Source organism: Ferruginibacter albus (assembly GCF_020042285.1).
In the GTDB taxonomy this organism is placed as follows: domain Bacteria; phylum Bacteroidota; class Bacteroidia; order Chitinophagales; family Chitinophagaceae; genus Ferruginibacter; species Ferruginibacter albus.
In genome coordinates this window covers 770001-792754 of record NZ_CP083388.1, presented here as the reverse complement: position 1 = coordinate 792754, position 22754 = coordinate 770001, and the positions used below count along the sequence as shown (strand labels likewise).

At 38.1% G+C, this 22754-nt stretch carries 15 protein-coding genes and 2 rRNA genes (1 of these 17 only partly in view); 14 read left to right on the top strand and 3 right to left on the bottom strand.

Translation table 11 applies throughout. The features are described 5' to 3' along the window. Positions 1-247: 247 nt before the first annotated feature. The 14 genes from K9M53_RS03570 (at position 248) to K9M53_RS03505 (ending at position 18888) form a co-directional block, all read left to right on the top strand. A complete protein-coding gene (locus tag K9M53_RS03570; RefSeq protein WP_224018063.1) occupies positions 248-1441 on the top strand; it encodes an outer membrane protein assembly factor BamB family protein in 1194 nt (397 codons plus the stop codon). A 335-nt stretch (positions 1442-1776) separates the two neighbouring features. Then, positions 1777-6099 (top strand): T9SS type B sorting domain-containing protein, encoded by a 4323-nt coding sequence (locus K9M53_RS03565; RefSeq protein WP_224018061.1) that lies wholly within the window; start codon positions 1777-1779, stop codon positions 6097-6099. Between the two features lie 48 nt (positions 6100-6147). After that, the gene (locus K9M53_RS03560) at positions 6148-7068 is read left to right on the top strand and encodes a PorP/SprF family type IX secretion system membrane protein (RefSeq protein ID WP_224014977.1); all 921 of its coding nucleotides are present in this window, start codon (positions 6148-6150) and stop codon (positions 7066-7068) included. 185 nt (positions 7069-7253) lie between these two features. Next, positions 7254-11834: a gliding motility-associated C-terminal domain-containing protein gene (locus tag K9M53_RS03555; protein ID WP_224018059.1), complete on the top strand. Its 4581-nt coding sequence runs from the start codon at positions 7254-7256 to the stop codon at positions 11832-11834. 48 nt (positions 11835-11882) lie between these two features. Further along, entirely contained in the window at positions 11883-12803 is a 921-nt protein-coding gene (locus tag K9M53_RS03550) for a PorP/SprF family type IX secretion system membrane protein (RefSeq protein WP_224014977.1), read from the top strand. Positions 12804-12986: 183 nt separating this feature from the next. Then, a complete protein-coding gene (locus K9M53_RS03545) occupies positions 12987-13250 on the top strand; it encodes a T9SS type A sorting domain-containing protein (protein ID WP_224018057.1) in 264 nt (87 codons plus the stop codon). A gap of 144 nt (positions 13251-13394) precedes the next feature. Continuing rightward, positions 13395-13973, top strand: a complete 579-nt coding sequence (locus K9M53_RS03540; RefSeq protein WP_224018055.1) for a nucleotide exchange factor GrpE — start codon at positions 13395-13397, stop codon at positions 13971-13973. A 42-nt stretch (positions 13974-14015) separates the two neighbouring features. Beyond that, on the top strand, positions 14016-15188 hold the full coding sequence (gene dnaJ, locus K9M53_RS03535; protein WP_224018053.1) for a molecular chaperone DnaJ: 1173 nt from the start codon (positions 14016-14018) through the stop codon (positions 15186-15188). A gap of 576 nt (positions 15189-15764) precedes the next feature. Further along, positions 15765-16208, top strand: a complete 444-nt coding sequence (locus K9M53_RS03530; protein WP_224018051.1) for a hypothetical protein — start codon at positions 15765-15767, stop codon at positions 16206-16208. A gap of 221 nt (positions 16209-16429) precedes the next feature. Beyond that, positions 16430-16786 carry a 30S ribosomal protein S6 gene (gene rpsF, locus K9M53_RS03525; protein WP_224018049.1) on the top strand — a complete coding sequence of 119 codons (357 nt, stop codon included), beginning with the start codon at positions 16430-16432 and terminating at the stop codon, positions 16784-16786. A 1-nt stretch (position 16787) separates the two neighbouring features. Next, a complete protein-coding gene (gene rpsR / locus K9M53_RS03520; RefSeq protein WP_224018047.1) occupies positions 16788-17051 on the top strand; it encodes a 30S ribosomal protein S18 in 264 nt (87 codons plus the stop codon). Positions 17052-17124: 73 nt separating this feature from the next. Then, complete coding sequence (rplI, locus tag K9M53_RS03515) at positions 17125-17571, top strand: 50S ribosomal protein L9 (protein ID WP_224018045.1); 447 nt, start codon at positions 17125-17127, stop codon at positions 17569-17571. A 254-nt stretch (positions 17572-17825) separates the two neighbouring features. After that, positions 17826-18218: a hypothetical protein gene (locus tag K9M53_RS03510; protein ID WP_224018043.1), complete on the top strand. Its 393-nt coding sequence runs from the start codon at positions 17826-17828 to the stop codon at positions 18216-18218. A gap of 262 nt (positions 18219-18480) precedes the next feature. Further along, complete coding sequence (locus tag K9M53_RS03505; protein ID WP_224018041.1) at positions 18481-18888, top strand: RNA recognition motif domain-containing protein; 408 nt, start codon at positions 18481-18483, stop codon at positions 18886-18888. Positions 18889-18968: 80 nt separating this feature from the next. Here the strand turns inward: K9M53_RS03505 and K9M53_RS03500 are convergent, their stop codons facing one another. The 3 genes from K9M53_RS03500 to K9M53_RS03490 form a co-directional block, all read right to left on the bottom strand. Further along, entirely contained in the window at positions 18969-21677 is a 2709-nt protein-coding gene (locus tag K9M53_RS03500; protein WP_224018039.1) for a PKD domain-containing protein, read from the bottom strand. A 174-nt stretch (positions 21678-21851) separates the two neighbouring features. After that, positions 21852-21963: ribosomal RNA gene (gene rrf, locus K9M53_RS03495) — 5S ribosomal RNA — on the bottom strand. A 105-nt stretch (positions 21964-22068) separates the two neighbouring features. Beyond that, positions 22069-22754, bottom strand: a 23S ribosomal RNA gene (locus tag K9M53_RS03490) (it continues 2186 nt past the right edge of the window).

The following is a 22754-nucleotide window of genomic DNA, read 5'->3' as shown; positions in this document are numbered from 1 at the left end:
GATAAATAAAAAAAGACCGGGCTTTTAAGAATGGTAGATTTTATTGCGTTATTTAAAAAGGGTGAATTATGGGGAGCCAAAAGTATCTGCGCAGTGTTACCAAATTATTATTGGATTGTAAACAAATCGTTGCGTTGGTTTTTGAAATGTTAATGGATGACCTGCCACTGGTACACTATTGTTACCATATATACAGATGTTCTGTTTGTATTACCGGTAGTTATATATCTTAGGCTCAATAACTATTATGAGATCGATTTTTCTCACCGTTTTGATCATATTATGTAAATCAGCATTATCACAAACGCCTGAATTACTGTGGAAATTTTCTACAGGTGCTTGTATTATTGGATCACCGGTTGCAGATGACTCCTGCATTTATGCAGGCAATACTACCGGCATGCTGTATGCCATTCAAAATGACAGCGCAAAATTGAAATGGAAATTTATAACAGGTGGCTCTATACGTTCAACGATATGCATCAATAAACAGCAATTGTTTTTAGTAAGCGGGGATGGTAATTTATATTGCTTAAATAAAAACTCCGGAAAAACCATTTGGGTATTTCACTCACTTACAGGTTTTATTGGGGATACACAGCACGATTTTGCGGATTATTATCAATCTTCTCCTGTTGTATATAATAATGCTGTTTACTTTGGCTCGGGCGATGGTAATATTTATTCCATTGATATTGCTAGCGGAAACATGAACTGGAAATTTGCCACAGCAGGCAATGTACATACTACTCCATCTGTTAAAGACAATAAATTATTTATCGGTTCTTTCGATGGGGATTTGTATGCGTTGAATAGTTCAACAGGAAATCTTATTTGGAAATTCAAATCAACCGGTCATCAATATTTTCCTAAAGGAGAAATGATGGGAGATCCTGTAGTTGCCGGTGATATTGTATTTGCAGGCTCAAGAGATTATAATTTTTATGCGATAGATATTAATGGCGGGTATTGCCGATGGATGAAACAATTTCCTAAAGGATGGGCATTGCCGGTTACTGTAAATGATTCTGTAATTTATGTTGGAACATCAGAAGACAGGTTATTGTTGGCAATAGACATCAACACCGGAAATATAAAATGGCAAACGGCTGTGCCTTTTAATATTTTTGGGCGATGCGCCATTACTAAAAGGAATGGGTATTTTGGAACACTAATGGGCAAAGTGTACGGCATTGATCTAACAACCGGAAAAATTCAATGGACATTTAATACAGATGGATACAACAAAAATCATTTAAAGTATTTTAAACCGGACGATTCTTATAAGGAAAACATTGGAGAAATAGTCGGTTCTGCAGAAAACATTGCGAAATTGTATAACGAAACTGGTGCTGTATTTTCCACTCCGTTAATTATCTCAAACAAAATTATTGTTACCAGTGCAGATGGGAATATTTATTGCCTGCGATCAACAAATTAAAAACCCCGAAAATATATATCCCAAATGGGAACGATTGCGTAAAATAACTTATGGCACAACCCTTTCAGTAGCAAATTAATTGCTAATTTTCGCCTCCCATTGATAAGAATTGTATTCCTGCAATTGTATTATTTGCTCTTATGAAATCCCTTAATCTTATATCCCGATTTAACCAGTTGAATTAATGCTGATGCTAAGGCATATGAAAAAGACTCTGTCATATTTATAACTGATCCGTATTGTTTAGTAAGAGTATTCTTCATTATCCACATCTTTGCATTTCGATCAATCAGACCAATAACTTTAAATAAAACAAACATCAAATGCTGCCAACAATGACAAGAGCATTATCACTCTTTAGTAAGAAAAAGAATATGCTTATTTCTTTTTCTGCCACAATCAAATTTGCTTTCGTTGCATTAATCGGCTTATTTATCAATAGCACTGCCGATGCACAATTCACTGCCACCTGGGCTTTCACGTCAGATGGAACAGTAGCGGTTACCGGCGCACAAGCTGCAAAAGTTACTGCAGGTTCGGTTACTGTAGGAAGCAATTTCACTGCCAACGCAAGTTATAGCAGTAACGGGCTTCAGCTAAAATTAACCACAGCATGGCCTACGGTTGCTACTGATGGAGATAATTTTGATCTGCCTTTTTCTCCTGCTACCGCTTCAGACATCAATATTACCCAGGTACAATTTGATGGAAGAACATCCGGAAGCAGTGGTAATAATATTGCCAGCCTTTCTTATCAGGTAGATGGAGCTGGTCCATGGATAAGCACGGGAAGTACTGCCGTTGTACCAAGTGGCGGTTCTAATGCAGGAATACAATTTTCCAATGTTAATATAACTTTGCCTGCAGGACATACCTATACTTTCAGAATATATGCGTATGCCGCAGGAAGTACCTCAAATAGCCGTAACTTATATTTCAAAAACTTTATTATTACAGGTTCAGTTGCCGCAGCTTTGCCTACCGTAACTACAACAGGCGCCGGCAATGTTACGGCTGTTTCAGCAACCAGCGGTGGTAATGTAACAGATGATGGCGGTGCAACAGTAACAGAAAGAGGTGTGGTGTACAGTACATCTGCCAATCCAACTACAACTGATACAAAAGTTATAGATGCTGCAACAGGCACAGGAAGTTTTACAAGCAATCTTTTATCGCTTACTCCAAGCAGCACTTATCACATAAGAGCTTATGCTACCAACTCCGTTGGCACTGCTTATGGAGCAGACAGCACTTTCACTACTCCTGCACCAACTCCAACAATTGTAGTAACACCAACCACATTATCATTTGGCAATGGTACGATCAATCAAACATCGGCAGAACAAACATATACTGTATCGGGAATATTTTTAAATAATGGTCCGGGTACTATCACAGTAACTGCTCCTGCCAACTATGAAGTTTCATTAACTACAGGTACGGGCTTTGGTTCTTCTGTAAACATTCCTTATACAGGCACTTCATTAAATGTAACAACAGTATATGTACGCTTTAAACCAACTGCTGTTACATTATATACAGGAAATATCAGCAATGCTGGTGGTGGCGCTCCTGCACAAAATGTTGCCGTTACCGGTAATGGAGCTCCGGCAGGTTTACAATTCCAATCTTCTTTTTCTAATAAAGGAACTGATTTCTGGACAGGTTTTGGACCACATGAAAAGATAGCTGGTGCAGATGGTAGCGATGATAATGCAAAAATGACCTTATACTTTACTTCTGATGATACTGCTACTGTAAGTATTTATGTTGGGAACGATCTGATCCAAACAATAACTTTACCGGCAGGTTCTATTACTGCTTCTAATCTTATTCCATGGAGTGGAGTGGATGATGCAAGATTGTATAATTCATCGGGAATTAGCGAAGGCTTATACGCAAAAAAAGGTATTTATATCCATAGCACCAGTCCTATTGTTGCTTATGCTGAAATTTGGGGAAGCAGCGTTGCTGCAGCAAGTGTTCTTTTCCCTGTAAATACATTAGGCAGAAGTTACACTGCATTGAATTACTTCCAGAAATCAAATGCTCAGAATAACCCGAATGCCAGATCATATGCTTTTGCAGTAGCTACCGAAGATAATACAAGATTGCAGGTAACATTGCCTCCGGGCATAACCAGCGAAAGCGGCTTAACCGGAACGTATGATACTACATTAAACAAAGGAGATGTTTGGCTTATAAAAGCAAATGATGGTTTAACTGATATTACAGGTACACAAATAGAATCTATTAGTACAGATGGCGGGGCCTGTAAACCTATCGCAGTATTTTCTGGAAGTGGTAAAATTGCTATTTCCTGCGATAATACTACACCTTCGAGCGATAATCTTTTCCAGCAATCAATCCCTTATGTAGCATGGGGTAAACATTATGTTTCTGCTCCTACAGGAGGTTCTAATTATTCTTACAATATTTATAGAGTAATGTTGAATCCCGATAGTGCTGCTAATACGACTGTTACAATTAATGGTACCGTGTTATCGCCTTCTGGTACAGTTGTTAATGGGCTGGGTACTGCCAATCCGGTTACACCAGGTGCACCAATAGCATTAACCAATAATTTATATTACGAGTTTGGAACCACTAGTCCGGTTACAATCGACGCTACGTCTTCTGTAATCGTATCACAATATATCACCAACAAAAATAAATGTACCAACAACTATGGTCCAAGTAAAGGAGATCCTGACATGGTTTATATAAGCCCTGTTGAACAAGCTATTAATAAAGTGATCATGTCTCCTGTTGCTTTATCAGATGGTGCAGCCAATAACTTTGTGAATGTTGTTATTAAAACAACAGATGTATCCAAATTCACTATTGTTGATCAAAACACCGCTCCCGTGGCAGCAACATTTGCTCCTATTGATGGTACTTATTCCTATGCACAAATTCCTTTAGCTTCCGGCTATTCATCAAATGTCTATTACACACTTTCTTCAACAGGAGGTGGGTTTAATGCGGTTTCTTACGGATATGGCGGAGATGAAAGTTATGCATACAATGGCGGTACTAACTTAAATGATCTGTCATCTGCCATCAGCGTACAAAATGAATTTGGCAGCGGTAGTGCTTCAAGTGTTTGTCGTGGTGGTAAGTTTACCATGACAACTGTATTGCCTTATCCTACTACCAGCATGATCATTTTTGATTATTCCAATAACCCTAATCTTTTACCTAACAAACCGGATACTATCTTAAACCCTGTGCGTGATACAAGTTTTGTATTGAATGGTATTACATTATATCAATACAGTAATCCTGTTCCACACACATATAGTGTTATTGGCAACTTGCCTGTAAAAGTATTAGCGCAAAATCCAACTTCAGACGGATGTTCATTATCATCATTCCCGTTCAATATATCTGTAACACAAGGTCCTTCTGCAGACTTTACATTCCCTCCAACAAGCGGATGTTCCGGAAGTGTACAATTTACAGATGCTTCAACGGGTAATGGTCGTATCATTGATAGATGGGTTTGGAATTATGGCGATGGAAATGTAAGTCCTGATTCAGTGACAGCAAATCCTTCGCACAATTATACAACCGGCGGTAATCACACAGTTAGACTAAGAGTACTAACAGAAGACGGATGTTATGCCGATACCAGCCATGTTGTTTCATTTAGTTCTGCAACTAAACCAACAGCCACTTCAATACAACCAACTTGCACCGTTGCTACAGGAACTATCACTGTTACTAATCCAACAACCGGGGTTACTTATAGCTTTGATGGCGGCACTAATTTCCAACAAGGTGTAACAAGCGCTCCATTAGCTGCAGGTGATTATCATGTAGTAGTTAAAAATAATACAGGAGGTTGCGTTTCGGCTGACACTGTGATAACCATCGCTGTGCAACCGATTACTCCCGCAACGCCACAGGTTACCGCCGTTCAACCAACCTGTAATGCTCCTACCGGAACTATTACGGTAACCACTCCAACAAGTGGGGTTACTTATAGTTTTGATGGCGGTACTACTTATCAGCAAAATGCTACAAGCGGTTCATTAACTGCCGGCAATTATAACGTAGTTGTAAAAGGTACAACAGGCGGATGTGTTTCTAACGCTACGCCAACAACACTTGTTGCTCCTCCTACAGCACCTCAGGTTCATGTAACAGCAACACCAACTACTGTTGCACCAAATGGAACTGTTACGCTTAGCGGAAATAATGTACAAGGCACTTACCTGTGGACAGCAACCAACAATGCGGACCTGACTACACCAGATCAATTAACTACAGTTAGTCATCCTGCACAAACCACTACTTATACATTAACGGTAACTGCCGGTGATTGTAGCGGAAGTGATGCGGTTACTGTAACAGTGGAAGAACCATTTCCTTGCCAGATCATTCCTGCAAAAGGATTTACACCAAATGGTGATGGCAATAATGATACGTGGAGAATATTACAGGGAGAATGTAATGTTACGCTTATTGTAGATGTATACAATCGTTGGGGTGGTTTGATCTATCATTCTGATAATTATTCTTCTTCTAACTCATGGAACGGTACGTACAAAGGCAATAATGTTGCGGATGGCACTTACTATTATGTAGTAAGAGGATTATTCCCTAACGGTTCAGTACATACCTTAACCGGCAACGTAACTATCCTTAGATAAACAACTATTAATACAACATCACTAACTGAATTTTAAAAAATAACTAGTATGAAAATAAAATCGATCATAGCTGTTTTGTTGGTTACTGCAGGTTGTTTATCCAATGCAACCGCTCAGCAGATCTTCCGTATCAGTCAATATCAACAACATAACTTTTTGTATAACCCCGCTGCTTCAGGTGCTGATGACAATGCTTCTGTAGGCGCTTTGTACCGCAAGCAATGGGCTGGTATCGAAGGTGGTCCGGAAACATTCGTTGTATACGGTGATACTTATTTTGAAAAGAAGAAAGTTGGAGTATCTGCTTTTGTTTACAATGATAAAACAGGTCCTACCAGCCGTACCGGCGGACAAATAGGACTTTCTTACAGCGTTTATTTGAACGGTAAAAAAGACCAGCGCTTAATGTTGGGTTTAGGCGGTAGCTTCTTCCAGTATAAAATAGATAAGAACTATTTAACCGATGGAGACCCAATTGCACAAAACGATCCAAGCATTATGAATGCTGCTGATTCAAAAATAACCGGCGATGCAGCGGTAGGTGTTTATTACAGATCTTCTACCTTGAATATCGGTATCTCTGCCGATCAGCTGATCCAATCAGGATTGAGCCTGTATAAGAACACCAATGCAACACAGGATGCTCAATTATACCGTCACTACTTTGCCATTGCCAGTTACAATTGGCAAACGGATCCGGACAATGTGCTGATCCCGAATGCCATGTTGAAATATCTTCCTAATTCACCCATTGATTTTGAAGGAGGAGTGAAATTGTTGCACAAAGATTTTCTGTGGTTGGGAATAAACTATCATTACCAGCAGAGCTACAGCATTTATGCAGGGGTGAAGATCGCTAAGAAATTAGAGATCGGTTATGCTTACGACCAGTTCTCTACACCATTAAGTGTTTTCAGCGATGGCGGTGATGCCAATGAAATTTCTTTGCGCTATTATTTTAAAAAATAAAGAGTTCATCAACTTTTTTTAAAACGCCGCTTATAGCGGCGTTTTTTATTATACACTCTTTAAAGCGAAACGTTATCGGGAACGATTGCATAAATAAAACATAAAACCAAAAATAATTTGTTGGCGATTGTTGTTAGCTTAACGGGCTGAATTTTTACACAAAACTATTTTCTAATTGCTTGTTTATGAGAAGAACTACTTCAGGGAATTTATTTTTAAATCATCTTGCTAATTCAAAACAAATGTTTACCAAAATGTCTTATGCAGTAAAGCTATTTTTTATTGCTATCTGCGGATTAATTATTTCCGCAAAAGTTAGCGCACAATTCACTGCAACGTGGGTGCTGACTTCTAATGCAAATGCCAGTCCTGTTACAGGTGCAGATGCATCGAAAATAACAGTTGGGGCAATGATACCAGGCTCCAGGTTTACATCCAATGCATACAATACGGATGGGTATAAATGCAATCTATCTACATCTTGGCCTACAACAGCAACAGACGGCGATAATTTAGATTTTCCTATTTCATCTAATACAGGTTCTGATGCTACTATTACAGGATTAGTATTTGATGCAAAAACTTCCGGAAGTAGCGGAGACAATGTCATCAGTCTTGCTTATCAAATAGACGGCAGTGGACCATGGATTCCATTTGGAGGTACAGTAAATGCAGCCAGTGGCGGAAGTCATAATGGTTTAGCCATTAGTTCTTTGAATGTTACTTTATACAGCGGGCATACATACGCAATAAGAATGTATGTATATGCTGTGTCCTCTTCTACTTCATCAAGCAGAAGCGTTACAATTAGAAATGTAAAATTTAGCGGCACTACTACTACACCTGCTGCAACTGCTCCTTCTATTACTTCAGATTCGGCAAGAGCAACAGGAAAATATACTGCTCTTGGCTATGGTACAATAACTGCAGGACAAATTCCTATCAGCAGCAGCGGCATAGTATGGAGCACAAATGCGAACCCTACCCTTAGCGATAATATCGTTAATACATCTCCATCGGTTACTTCCGGTGCTTATGGTGTAACGATAACAGGTTTGGCTCCTGCTACCACCTATCACTTAAGAGCTTTTATAGCCACCCCTGCAGGAAATAGTTACGGTGCTGATATGACCATTACAACAGACCAGCCAAGTGCTCCGGTATTAACTACTGTTGATCCACATAGCTTTACTATTTTATCAAAAGCAGCAAAAAGCGGTGGTAATTTTATCGATAGCGGCGGTGTTGCTGTAACCGCAAAAGGTATAGTATTCAATACAACAGGTAATCCATCTTATCCAACTGACAATCCAACTTCTGATGGTTCATTCGGAACAAATTATACAAGTTTATTACAAAATCTTACTCCGAATACATTATATTATGTAAGAGCATATGCTATCAATTCAATTGGTACCGGATATGGGGATATTGATACATTCACAACTTCTTCTCCACAACCGGAATTGATCACTTCTGTTCCTCAATTAAATTTCCCTGCTACAGCAATAGGAGATTCAATAAGCTTAACCTATACACTATCCGGCACTTTACTAGATGGTTCGCCGGTTACGATTACTGCACCAGACGGCTTTACGGTAACTCCTTCTACAATCACCTATACAGGCAATAGCTTTACACGGGTAGTAACTGTAACATTTGCGCCTACTTCTTTAAGCTTTTTTACCGGTGAAATTACGCATAGCGGAGGAGGTGTTACTTCGGATTATATTCAAAACCTAACAGTAACGGGTAACGGAAAACAACCTACCCCTGCTGTAACGTCCAGTAAAGGAAATGATTTTTGGCTGGGATATGGCTTTCAATCTTTAATGACAGGTAGTAATAACCAGGATATGGTATTATATCTTTCATCAGATGTAAGCGATTCGATCATTGTAGAGATCCCGTTATTAGGCTATCGCCAGGCATATTGGCTGGATGCCAATGTTGCAATAGAAACTGATTTCTTACCTAAAGCAGGTTCATTCGATGCAAGGTTAAATTCAACAGGAGTTTTACCAAAAGCCATTCATGTATACAGCAAATCAGGAAAATTATTTGCGTTGTATGCGCATATTTTTGCGTCACAATCTTCGGGTGCTACATTAGTATTGCCAACTAATACCTGGGGTACTCAATACACTGCTTTAACAACAGGCGGAGCTTCTAACAGTGATTATCCGCATTCCTTCTTCTTTGTTATTGCTGATGAAGACAATACTCAAATTGAAATTAACCCAAGCGCTGATATAACAGCAAATGCAACAGGAACAACTACTTTATACCCTGCAGGTGTTCCGTTTACCATTACCTTAAACAAAGGCGAGGTATTTAATGCATTGGGAACTTTACTTGCTACCCGGAATGGTGATGATCTAACCGGTACTACTGTGAAATCATTGGATTGTAATAAAAAAATTGCATTGTTCACTGGTAACGGTAGAGTACAATTGAGTGTAGGTGGATGCATATATAAAGATGGTGGTTCCGACAACTTTATACAACAAATGTTCCCTAAAGTAGCATGGGGCAGCAAATACTTAACTACTCCATTAACAGATATGGAAGCAGGATTTTTCAGAGTATGTGTTCAAGATCCTACAACAGTAGTTAAAGTAAACGGACAAACAATTGATCCTATAAATCTGGTAAATCAATTTTATTATCAAATTCCTACCGACACTGCTTTATCAATTGAAAGTGATAAACCTGTAATGGTAGCCCAGTTCTGTGCAAGTCATGCCTGCGATGGAACAGGATTAACCAATCATCCGAATACAGGTAATTTAGGAGATCCGGAAATGATCATTTTAAGCCCTGTGGATCAGGCCATCAACCAGGTTTCTGTTTATTCTGCTACACGTTATGCTATTCAGAATAATTATATAAATGTTATTGTTAAAAAAGAAGGAGTAGCCAACTTTAAACTAGATGGCACAGATGTAAGCGCACAATTTACGCCGCATCCTCAAGATACAGGATATGCTATTGCTTCCTTCACAGGCCTGCAAGGTGGCGTATCTCATACCTTAAGTTCTGATGCAACATTTAATGCGATCGCTTATGGTTTTACGGGTAATAACGACCAGGAAAGCTATGGCTTTAATGCAGGAACGTTAGTGCAGGATCTTACGTCGCCTTTAATTATTCAAAACCCTTATGGTGGTCCTGTAAGTTCATCTAGTAAAACACTTAAAACTTGTAGGGGTACATCATTTAAGCTAGCGGCGGTGTTACCTTATCAAACCAACAAAATAACATACAGCTTTAATAACAATTCGCATGTTTCTCCTAATACTGATACTACCATTTTAGGACAAGGAAATGCGAATATTGTTGCTGATTCAACTTTTATTGATAATGGCACGCTGTATTATGTATATAGATTGAACAATGGATATGTGTTCGATGCAACAGGTACTTATGGTGTTGCTATAACTTCTTTCAGCAGTGCTTCTATTGATGGCTGCCCAGGCGGAAGTGATAAAACAATTTCTTACAACGTACAGGTTGTAGAAGGAACTACTGCCAGTTTTGGTATTGTTTATAATACCTGCGTTAGCGATACCGTTACTTTAACCGATCAATCTAACGGTCAGGGATATGCCATATCACAATGGGCATGGTCATATGATAACGGCACTAAAAAATTACCAACACCGCAGGATACCGTACAAAATCCAAAATTGAAAAACCCTACAGATAACACAGCCGCCAATTACACCTTACGTGTGATCAATGAAATTGGATGTTATAATGATACTACTAAGGCGTTACCTGCAAATCCATTACCGCAGATTACGTTGAACCCGATTACTCCAAATCCAATTTGTAGTAATGCACAGCCTGTTACCTTAACAGCAACTCCTACAGGCGGTACGTTTAGTGGTAGAGGTGTAAGCGGAAATACGTTTACCCCTTCTGCAGCAGGTGTCGGCTTAGATACACTTACTTATACTTATTCAACAGGTCCTAATTGTAGCGGCACATCAAAACAAACGGTTGAAGTAGCAGCTTCAGGTACATTAACGATCAATCCTGTAAATCCATTATGTACTACCAGCAGTCCTGTAACATTAGTTACAAGTGCTAATGGTGGTGTATTTAGTGGTAACGGCAGCAATGCAATTACCGGTAACACATTTGATCCTTCCGTATCGGGTGCAGGTACATTCCTAATTACTTACACTATACCCAATAGTAATTGTACAACTCCGGGACAAATTACCATAGTTGTAAATAATGCTCCGGTTGCAAATGCAGGTGCTGATCAACAAATTCATTTTGGAGATATCGTTACGTTAGACGGTTCTGCAAGTACAGGTCATAATCTTGCTTATGCATGGACTCCGGACAATGGATTAACAAATGCAGCAGCAGTTAGCACTACAGGTAAGCCTCTATCTACCACAACTTATACACTTACCGTTACAGACGATGCTAATTGCGTTTCAAGTGATGATGTAAATATTGAAGTAAGTGGTCTTTGCGTCTTCCCTTCTAAATCATTCTCACCTAATGGCGACGGCATTAATGATAAATGGTTTGTGATCGCTGATGATTGCGGTGCTACTGCCAATGTAAATGTTTACAATCGTTGGGGCGGTTTGGTTTATCATTCGAACAACTATGCAAACAGCCGTGGATGGGATGGAACTTATAAAGGCAATAACTCTCCTGATGGAACTTACTATTATGTAATCGATGTATTCTACCAGGGTAAATTCTATAAGTTAACCGGCAACGTAACTATCCTTAGATAAACAACTATTAATACAACATCACTAACTGAATTTTAAAAAATAACTAGTATGAAAATAAAATCGATCATAGCTGTTTTGTTGGTTACTGCAGGTTGTTTATCCAATGCAACCGCTCAGCAGATCTTCCGTATCAGTCAATATCAACAACATAACTTTTTGTATAACCCCGCTGCTTCAGGTGCTGATGACAATGCTTCTGTAGGCGCTTTGTACCGCAAGCAATGGGCTGGTATCGAAGGTGGTCCGGAAACATTCGTGGTATACGGCGATACTTATTTTGAAAAGAAGAAAGTAGGAGTATCTGCTTTTGTTTACAATGATAAAACAGGTCCTACCAGCCGTACCGGCGGACAAATAGGACTTTCTTACAGCGTTTATTTGAACGGTAAAAAAGACCAGCGCTTAATGTTGGGTTTAGGCGGTAGCTTCTTCCAGTATAAAATAGATAAGAACTATTTAACCGATGGAGACCCAATTGCACAAAACGATCCGAGCATTATGAATGCTGCTGATTCAAAAATAACCGGCGATGCAGCGGTGGGTGTTTATTACAGATCTTCTACCTTGAATATCGGTATCTCTGCCGATCAGCTGATCCAATCAGGATTGAGCCTGTATAAGAACACCAATGCAACACAGGATGCTCAATTATACCGTCACTACTTTGCCATTGCCAGTTACAATTGGCAAACGGATCCGGACAATGTGCTGATCCCGAATGCCATGTTGAAATATCTTCCTAATTCACCCATTGATTTTGAAGGAGGAGTGAAATTGTTGCACAAAGATTTTCTGTGGTTGGGAATAAACTATCATTACCAGCAGAGCTACAGCATTTATGCAGGGGTGAAGATCGCTAAGAAATTAGAGATCGGTTATGCTTACGACCAGTTCTCTACACCATTAAGTGTTTTCAGCGATGGTGGTGATGCCAATGAAATTTCTTTGCGCTATTATTTTAAAAAATAAAGAGTTCATCAACTTTTTTTAAAACGCCGCCTGCAGCGGCGTTTTTTTATAGCTATTAAATAACATGACTATTATTTTACATAAAAAGATTGTATCTTTATCTCGTTGAAAAATATATTGTTCATATCAATTTTATTGATTGGATTAAATTTTACCTCTTTTGCGCAAACTAAATCTCCGGCTGTGGAGGAAGCTTCTGCTAAGCTGATAAAATTTTACCCTAATCCAGCTACATCTGATATTACGTTTGAATATCAATACGGGTATGATAAATCGTATACGTTACAGTTATATAACTTCCTGGGTAAAAAAGTATATGAATTAACTACTACTTCGCCTAAGATCTCATTATCTCTTACTAATTTTTTCCGTGGTATTTATGTTTATCAGCTCCGTGATAAACGTGGAAAGATTGTAGAATCCGGCAAATTCCAGGTAGTAAAATAACTTCTCTCCTGCTATATCGGCACAATAAACACTCCTGGAGGTATAAAGTCACCCAAATTTGTTCATAGTTGTCAATTTGACTGCAATTCGCTGATTGGCAAACTCTTTGACTTTTGTACCTTAGCAACCTAATTTTTAAACTACATGGCTCAAAATAATAACATTAAAGAAGGATCTGCTGAACAGGATGTAAACAATGATCTGGCAGATATGAATATTAATGCCGACTCTGATATTCCCGGTAAAATTCATTTAAGCAATCCCGACGAAGAAGGTATTGTTCAAAAACTAGAACAGGAATTGGAAGAGCAAAAGGACAAATACATCCGTCTTTTTGCAGAGTTTGATAATTATAAACGCAGAAGCGCAAAAGAACGCTATGATCTGATACAGACCGCCGGCAAAGAAATTATCACTGATATGTTGGATGTAATGGATGATTGCGACCGCGCCGAAAAGCAAATGCAAACTACCGAAGATGTGGTGCTGATAAAAGAAGGCGTTCAATTGGTTTTCAATAAACTTAAAAGCAAGCTTCAATCCAAAGGTGTAAAAGCAATGGAGAGCATCAATAAAGAATTTGATGTAGAAAAGCAGGAGGCGATTACTGAAATACCGGCTCCCACGGAAGAGTTAAAAGGCAAAGTATTGGATGAGGTTCAGAAAGGATACTATTTGAACGATAAGATTATTCGTTTTGCTAAAGTAATTGTAGGAAAATAATTTATTTACCCTGTTGAAAGAGCATATTAGCATGTTGATTTTATGAAAAAAGATTTTTACGAAATATTAGGAGTAGGAAAAACAGCTTCACAGGATGAAATAAAAAAAGCATATCGCAAAGTGGCTATGCAATTCCATCCTGACCGTAACCCCGGTGATAAAGCTGCTGAGGAAAAATTTAAGGAGGCAGCAGAAGCCTATGAAATATTAAGCGATGCCGACAAGCGTGCTCAATATGATCGCTTTGGACATAATGCATTTGCACAAGGCAATAGAGGTGGTGGTGGTTTCAATGGCGGAAACATGAATATGGATGATATCTTCAGCCAGTTTGGGGATATTTTTGGCGATGAAAGTCCTTTTGGAAGTTTTTTTGGAGGCGGTGGTGGTCGTCGTTCATCTTCGGGTGGCCGTAGCCGTGGCACACGTGGCAGCAATCTTCGTATCAAAATAAAATTGAACTATGAGGAAATGGCAAAAGGCGTTACTAAAACAGTTAAAGTAAAAAAATACGTTGTTTGTAATACTTGTAGTGGCAGTGGTGCAAAAGACAAGAACAGTGTCACTACTTGTACAACTTGTGGCGGTAGTGGTCAGGTCCGCAGAGTACAAAATACTTTTTTAGGGCAGATGCAAACCGTTACTACCTGTCCTACTTGTAATGGCGAAGGAACAACAATTACTAATAAATGTACTACATGTAAAGGCGAAGGAAGAGTATATGGTGAAGAAACAGTTTCTATAGATATTCCTGCAGGCGTACAGGAAGGAATGCAGTTAAGCATTAACGGGAAAGGCAATGCCGGCGAACGTGGTGGCAGTAATGGCGATCTGATCGTATTGATCGAAGAAGAAGCACATCCACAACTACAACGTGATGGATTGAATGTTGCGTACGATTTGCATTTATCCTTTCCTGAAGCAGTATTTGGAACACAGGTAGAAGTTCCTACTATTGACGGAAAAGCCAAAATAAAAATTCCTGCGGGTACTCAAAGCGGGAAAATTTTTAGATTAAAAGGTAAAGGTTTCCCTTCTGTAAATTCTTATGAAAAAGGCGATCAGCTAATACATATAAATGTTTGGACTCCTCAGCATACTACCAGCGAAGAAAAAGAAATGCTGGAAAAAATGATGAACAGCCAGAACTTCAAACCTAAACCGGAAAAAGGTGATAAATCTTTCTTTGATAAAGTACGGGAAATGTTCAGCTAGATCTTATTGTTACAACTCTCTTACGTAAATCATACATATATCTTTTTTTATTTTCAGAAGACATAAATCAAAATATAAATAAATAGTTTTTCGCATTTATTTAATTCTCCTATCTTAGCTTTAGACAATGAACGATTGTAATGTGTGCTTCTAAATTTAATTTCAACGTTTAAATTTTGCTTGCAAAAAATGACGTCAGTAATTAGCACCTACAAATATCCCTTAGGCACTCTATGCTAAATAAAAAGACAGATATAGGTTTAAATGTTTTGCTTCCAGTACTAATTGGCATAATAATCTATTTTATTTCTCCCGGAAAATTTATTCGAAACTTCCTCCCCGACGGGCTTTGGGCATATTCTTTTACTTCCTGTCTTCTTATTGTATGGGACAGGCGAATACCGTTACTATGGATTGCTATAACTTTTTTATCGTTTATTGCTTTCGAGCTTTTCCAGAAAATTCACATTATTTCTGGAACTGCCGATGTAATCGATGTGCTCGTTTATTTCTTGTTTTCATCTTGTGCTTTATTAACCAACAATTTTTTTAAATACAAAACAACCATCTACGTTTATGAAAAGAAAAATTAAGCATTTATTATCTTCCGCTGCGGTTATTGCTTTTATTTCAATAGCTGTTGCCAGTGGCGATAGCAAAAAAAGCGACAGTACCGCTAGCACAACAGACTCAAGCGCCTCTACTGATAATTCTAAACCCAAACAATGGACACAAGTATTTACAATTAAGGGTAATGGAATGAAAAAATCTGCCAGTTTTGCTTTAGGAGGAGGAAAAACCAAGGTAAAATACGATTATAAGGATAACAGTGGTGCTGGGGTATTTTCATTTTATGTTGTTCCAGAAGGTGAAGATGTAATGAAAACAGGAGGCATACCGGAAGTGATGATACAACAATCAGAATCAAGTGAAACGTATATTACAAAAGATCCGGGTAATTATTATTTGAACATAAGTTCAACTGGCAATTGGACCATAACTGTGGAAGAAGAAAAATAAAAATGTAACCATAGTTCAGGCAAACTGCGAAGGGATACCCTTCGCAGTTTCTTTTTAGGCATATATATTGTAAGTTGTATTAAATCAATCAGATATATTGCATATTTTTTAAATATCAAATCACTTAAATTCCTTAACCGATTTTCCATTTTTTAACTTATCTTTGCCGCCCGTTTTAAAGCGGACTATTAATTAATTTTTTAAACAACAAAATCAGGGAAATGAACAATTACGAATTGATGGTGATTTTTACCCCTGTGCTTTCTGAAGACGAATACAAAGCGGCTCAGAAAAAATTTGCTTCTCTTGTTACAGAAAATGGCGGAGAAGTATTGCACACCAATCCCTGGGGATTAAAATCACTGGCCTATCCAATTGCCAAAAAGACAACCGGTCTTTATTGGGTGTTGGAGTACACAGCGCCATCCAGCTTCAATGAAAAGTTGAAAATTCAACTTTTACGTGACGAATCAGTGATGCGTCACATGTTCACTGCACTCGACAAATACGCCGTTGAGTACAATGCAAAAAAGAGAAGTGGCGTAAAATCTCAATCACTTGAAAAAGCGGAGGCATAACATGGCAAAGAATGAAATAAAATATTTGACTGCCATTAAGCAGGAAAAACGTCCGAAAAAATATTGCCGCTTTAAGAAATTAGGCATTCATTATATCGATTATAAAGATGCTGACTTCTTAAAAAAGTTTTTGAATGAGCAAGGTAAATTATTACCACGTCGTATCACCGGTAACTCTTTAAAGTACCAACGTAAAGTAAGTGATGCTGTTAAAAAAGCTCGTCAAATGGCAATTTTGCCTTACGTAACAGATTTATTGAAATAAAATTTTAACCACCCTAATCTTTGAAAAGAGAAAGCCCCGAGTATAACAAAGGGTTGGGTAAAAATGCAAGATCATGCAGGTAATATTAATACAAGATGTAAATAACCTTGGCGGTGCTAATGAATTAGTAACTGTAAAAAATGGTTATGGTCGTAACTACTTAATTCCTCAAAAATTAGCGGTAGAAGCTAATCCCTCTTCTTTAAAACAATTAGAAGAAAGAGTTAAGCAACAAAAAAAGAAAGAAGCTAAATTATTGGCTGAGATCAATGATGTAATTGCTAAGTTACAGGAAGGTCCGTTAAAGATCGGAGCTAAAACCGGTACTAGTGGTAAAATTTTCGGTAGCGTAACTTCTGTTCAAATTGCACGTGCAATTCGTGAACAAAAAGGTTATGAGATCGATCGCCGTCGCATTCACATTGTTGACGATGTTAAAGAATTGGGCACTTTCAAAGCAAAGATCGATTTCTCTAACGGAATTGAAACCTTGCTTGACTTTGATGTAGTAGCAGAATAATTCGAACATCTTAATAAAATTGAAAATCCGCTTTAATAATTAAAGCGGATTTTTTTATTATCAACATTGTGCAAATAGCATCGATAAATGGCGACGCTCCGTTTACCATTTGTTCTCTTATCATCTATATATCTTGCCTCTTTGTTAAAAATTTGCTATCTGCAAACGGTTAATTAGTTTTATTCCGTCTAACATTAAACTTTGTATCAAAATAAAGCTCAAAAGCAAACTTTAAATTTTAAAATAAATCACCAATGAAAAAGTTACTATTAACAGCGATTGCGATCACCACATTGTCTATTGTTACACATGCGCAAGATGCGCCGTCAAACGGAATGAGTAAAGAACAAAAAGCTCAAATGAAAGCAAAAAAAGAGCAGGATTTAAACGATGCCATTAAAGAATTAGGGTTAACTGATGACCAGGCTACCCAGGTAAAAACAGTCTTACAAGATGCTATGCAAAAAAGCAAAGCCATAAAAGATGATACTTCTTTAAGCGATGCTGATAAAGCTACTAAAAAGGATGAGATCAACAACGAAAAAAATGACAAGCTGAAACAAATTATGGGAGCAGATAAATTCAAACAATGGAGTGCTATCCGTAAAAGACAAAAGGATCAAGGTGGTACATCTACCCCTAATTAAGTAATTTTTTATATAACTTATCTGTTGAAAGCCGCTTTAATAGCGGCTTTTACTATTCTTTAGAGGAGAAGTACGCAAAAAATCAACATTTGCTTTACAAAATTTTGCCATTTGAAAGAAAACATTACCTTTACATCGCTTTAATGGTTTTAGTTTTTCGTTGTTGGCTGATAAAAGCTTTCTTTTTTAAGTCCTATTCAGATCATTGTATTAACTAAGGCATTATGGTTTTATTTTAATTTTTTTAACCAAAGTTTTTACAATGAACATTTATGTAGGAAATCTTAGTTGGACAATGACCGACGATGATTTAAGCAATCTTTTCACACAATTTGGCAGCGTTACCAGCGCCAAAATTCTCAAAGACAAAATGAACGGACGTAGTAAAGGTTTCGGTTTCGTTGAAATGGAAGATGACGAAGCTGCAAAAACTGCTATCGCTAACTTAAACGAAAGTGAAGTTATGGGCCGTAAATTAATCGTAAACGAATCTCAACCACGTCCTGAAGGCGGCGGTGGCGGCGGCTACAAGAAAAGTGGCGGTGGCGGCTACGGCGGCGGAAGAGGCGGTGGCGGCGGCTACAAGAAAAGTGGCGGCGGTGGCTACGGCGGCGGCGGCGGAAGAAGTGGTGGTTACGGCGGTGGCGGTGGCTACAAAAGAGATTATTAATATATCTTCTTAAAATAAAAAACCTTCATGTTGTACATGAAGGTTTTTTTATGCATGATTCTACCAAATAAATTAAAAATCTATCTTATTAAAAGTACATTTCCTTTTTTAAGAATAGGAACGCTGTTATAATCTAATACCTTGCATACAAAAACATAACTCCCTTCACTTGCAGGGATGCCGTTTATTTTTCCATCCCAACCTTTAAGATAATCTGTTGTATAAAAAACCTGCTTACCATATCTGTCATAAACTGCAAAGAAATAAAACACTTTAATTCCAACAGGTAACACTTTGAATACATCATTTATTCCATCATGGTTGGGTGTAAATGCAGTAGGGATATATAGTTCAGGTCCTTTGTATCTTTTTATTAAAACCTTACTATAACTATCGCATCCTTGTCTTGAAATGGATCTTAATTCATACAATTGATCTCTATCTAAATTAGCAACCGGGTTTTCAATTGTTACATTACTTAATCCATCAGAAGGAGTCCAGGTATAATTATCTACATTATTACCACCATTAGCATTTAAGAAAACCGGTTGCCCAATGGCAACAATGGTATCGTTTCCTGCAAATGCCTCATTACGATATATCCTGAAAGGTCTCATGATAGTATCTTTACAACCATTTACATCTAATCCGTATACCCGGAAAGGATAATCTCCTTTGTTTGGAAAAGTAAGTGTTACCGTATCTGTGCCATGACTATAACCTCCTCCCAAATTCCAATACCAATCTGTTACATTACTGCCCGGTAAAGAAGCCACTTTATAATTTACCACACGATTAACACAAGAGTCATTTATGGTAAGTTGAATTGCCGGCTTTGGATTTATGTGTAATGTTTTTTGTACTTGGTCACTTTGACAACCATAGCTACTTTCCGAAATTAGTTTTACAACGCGATCTCCTTTATTAAAAATTAAAGAAGGGTCTTGATCAGAAGATGTTACATTATCAAGTTGCCAATACCATTTTACAACCTGTTCCTGAGAAGGTGCTGCTGTGGGAAATTTTGATTGATCATTCAAATATGTAATTTCATTGTCACAGAATAAAGAATTGCTTGAATTAAAATCTGCGATCGGTTTATACCTAACAGGAATTGTAATAGTAGTTGTATCAGACTTACAGCCTTCAACTGTTTTCACAACGAGTTTTACATTAGTATTGCCTGATCTTGTAGCAATGGGTGCAGGAGATTGTCCGGAAAAAGAAATACCATTGATTATCCATTGCCAATCAGCTAAAGTTCCCAGGTTAGATGGCACATACGATTTATCTGTAACGATAAATGGTGGTGCATCTTCACATATAAGTGGGGGGAAATCAAAAGAAGCAATTGGCTTGGGAACAATAGTAACAGTTTGACTATAATTTGTAAAACAAGATGGTGGATTAAATGCACGAAGGCTCACATTATATATACCTGCACCTTTATAATTATGCGCCGCATTGATTTGGGAAGAAGTATCTCCATCTCCAAAATTCCATGTATAAGCAGTGCTGGGAATAGTACCCGTAGAGGTATTCAGAAAAACAAAATTATTATTTTCACATTGTCGATAATTATTTAATGAAAAGAGAGCATCAGGAGTTGGTGCTACAAATACTGTGATCTTCTTTCTTGGTCCTTCACATCCAAATAATTGTTTCTGGGAAACATAATACTCTGTTGTATCTATATTAAATGCACTGGGCACAGGCGTTGAAGTATTGGGTAAACCGCCGGTTGCAGAAGAATACCATAATAACTGATTTCCCGGATCTGATGAGGCCGTAATGGGTAAAGCATATTGATTCTGACAATAATAATATTCAGACCTTGCTATTGGTGTATCAGGTGGATAAACTGGCTCTACTTTTGCATCGGCAGTATCTCTACAACCGTAACCGACATAAGGTATCATGTCAATATGAAAAACAGCATTTGCCGGAGGTGGTGGAGATATTATTACTGATTGAGAGCTACCTACAATAGTAGAATAATTATCATTGTACCAAACATATTGTTCAAATCCATAAGGAGCATTTAGCGTTACCTGGTTAGTTCCAATACAATAAGTAGCAGCTGCTATTGTTGCAGAACATCCGGAACTTATATCAACATAAGCATAACCAAAATGCCCGCCACGTGTACAATCTGCAGTTCTAAATTCTAATACAACTGTTTTACCTGCCAAACCTGAAAAGTTTATTGAAACAGGAGTCCAATCTTTGTATTTTATAGTAGTGTCACCCAGTGAGCTTTTAAATCCCGGAATATTTCCTTGGGCAATATAACTATAGGATGCACAGTTAATTAAATTATGGGTACTTTTCTCGTAAGCAGTTACAAAAAATCTTGGTTGTTCAATTGGTGTATGTCCCGGATCTTGAAATACTACAGCATAATAATAAGTAAGTGCGAAAGTATCTATCCCTGTTGGAATTTGAAATTCATAAGATAGTCCTTCAGCCTGGGCATTCGTACTACTATTTCCTAATTTTACAGAATACTTTCCACCATAAGGGCATAAAGCAGGGAAATTTCCATACGGGTCGGTCAATTGATATGAGTTGGCTGAAATAATTTCATGCCTGCCGGAAACAGGGCTTTTGAAACTACTATCGAATGTTATAACATTTTGTCCATTTAGAGTATCCGTATAACCGGTATAACATGTCCAATTACTAAAATTTCCTAATTCAAAATCTATATTAGATGGACAGCCATTTGATTGGGAAAAGCTATTAAAATAGAATAGTACTAAAAGGGATAAAAAAAGTACAGACTTCATGGGATTTATCGTGTTTAAGGTAGATCAGTAGCAATATATAAATATATTCTTAAATAAAGATATTTTTTAAGATATATCAACGAAATAAAATTGTTATCTGAAAATGGGCAGCAGGCGCGGAAGGAAAGTAATATAAATAAAAAACCCAACCAGAAAACTGATTGGGTTCAAAGAATATGGCAACTACCTACTCTCCCGCATTGTGGTGCAGTACCATCGGCCATAAGGGGCTTAACTTCTCTGTTCGGTATGGGAAGAGGTGAACACCCTTGGCAAAATCACCATAAGAATATTAACTGTAAAGTTTTACAGTTATAATAAATTTACATATTGGGAGTTGTAATAAGAATAAAGTCTTTTTCTTTTACCCTTGCGGGATATAGAAAAATAAAAAATAAAGCTTACGGGTAATTAGTACTACTTGGCTTTGATGTTACCACCTTTATACCTATAGCCTATCAACGTTGTAGTCTACAACGGCCCTTAAAAGTAAACTCATCTTGTGGAAGGTTTCACGCTTAGATGCTTTCAGCGTTTATCCTTGCCGTGCGTAGCTACTCGGCATTGCACCTGGCGGCACAACCGATACACCAGCGGCACGTACGACCCGGTCCTCTCGTACTAAGGTCATGTCCACTCAATTTACTAACGCCCATCACAGATAGGGACCGAACTGTCTTGCGACGTTCTGAACCCAGTTCACGTGCCACTTTAATCGGCGAACAGCCGAACCCTTGGGACCTTCTCCAGCCCCAGGATGTGACGAACCGACATCGAGGTGCCAAACCTTACCGTCGATATGAGCTCTTGGGTAAGATCAGCCTGTTATCCCCAGAGTACCTTTTATCCTTTGAGCGACGGCCCTTCCATACAGAACCGCCGGATCACTTTAGCCGACTTTCGTCCCTGATCGGCTTGTAAGCCTCACAGTCAAGCTCCCTTATACTAATACGCTCTATGTACGATTACCAACCGTACTGAGGGAACCTTTGCAAGCCTCCGTTACTTTTTAGGAGGCGACCACCCCAGTCAAACTACCCACCATGCACTGTTTCCCGCGAGGGATTAGATTCTAAA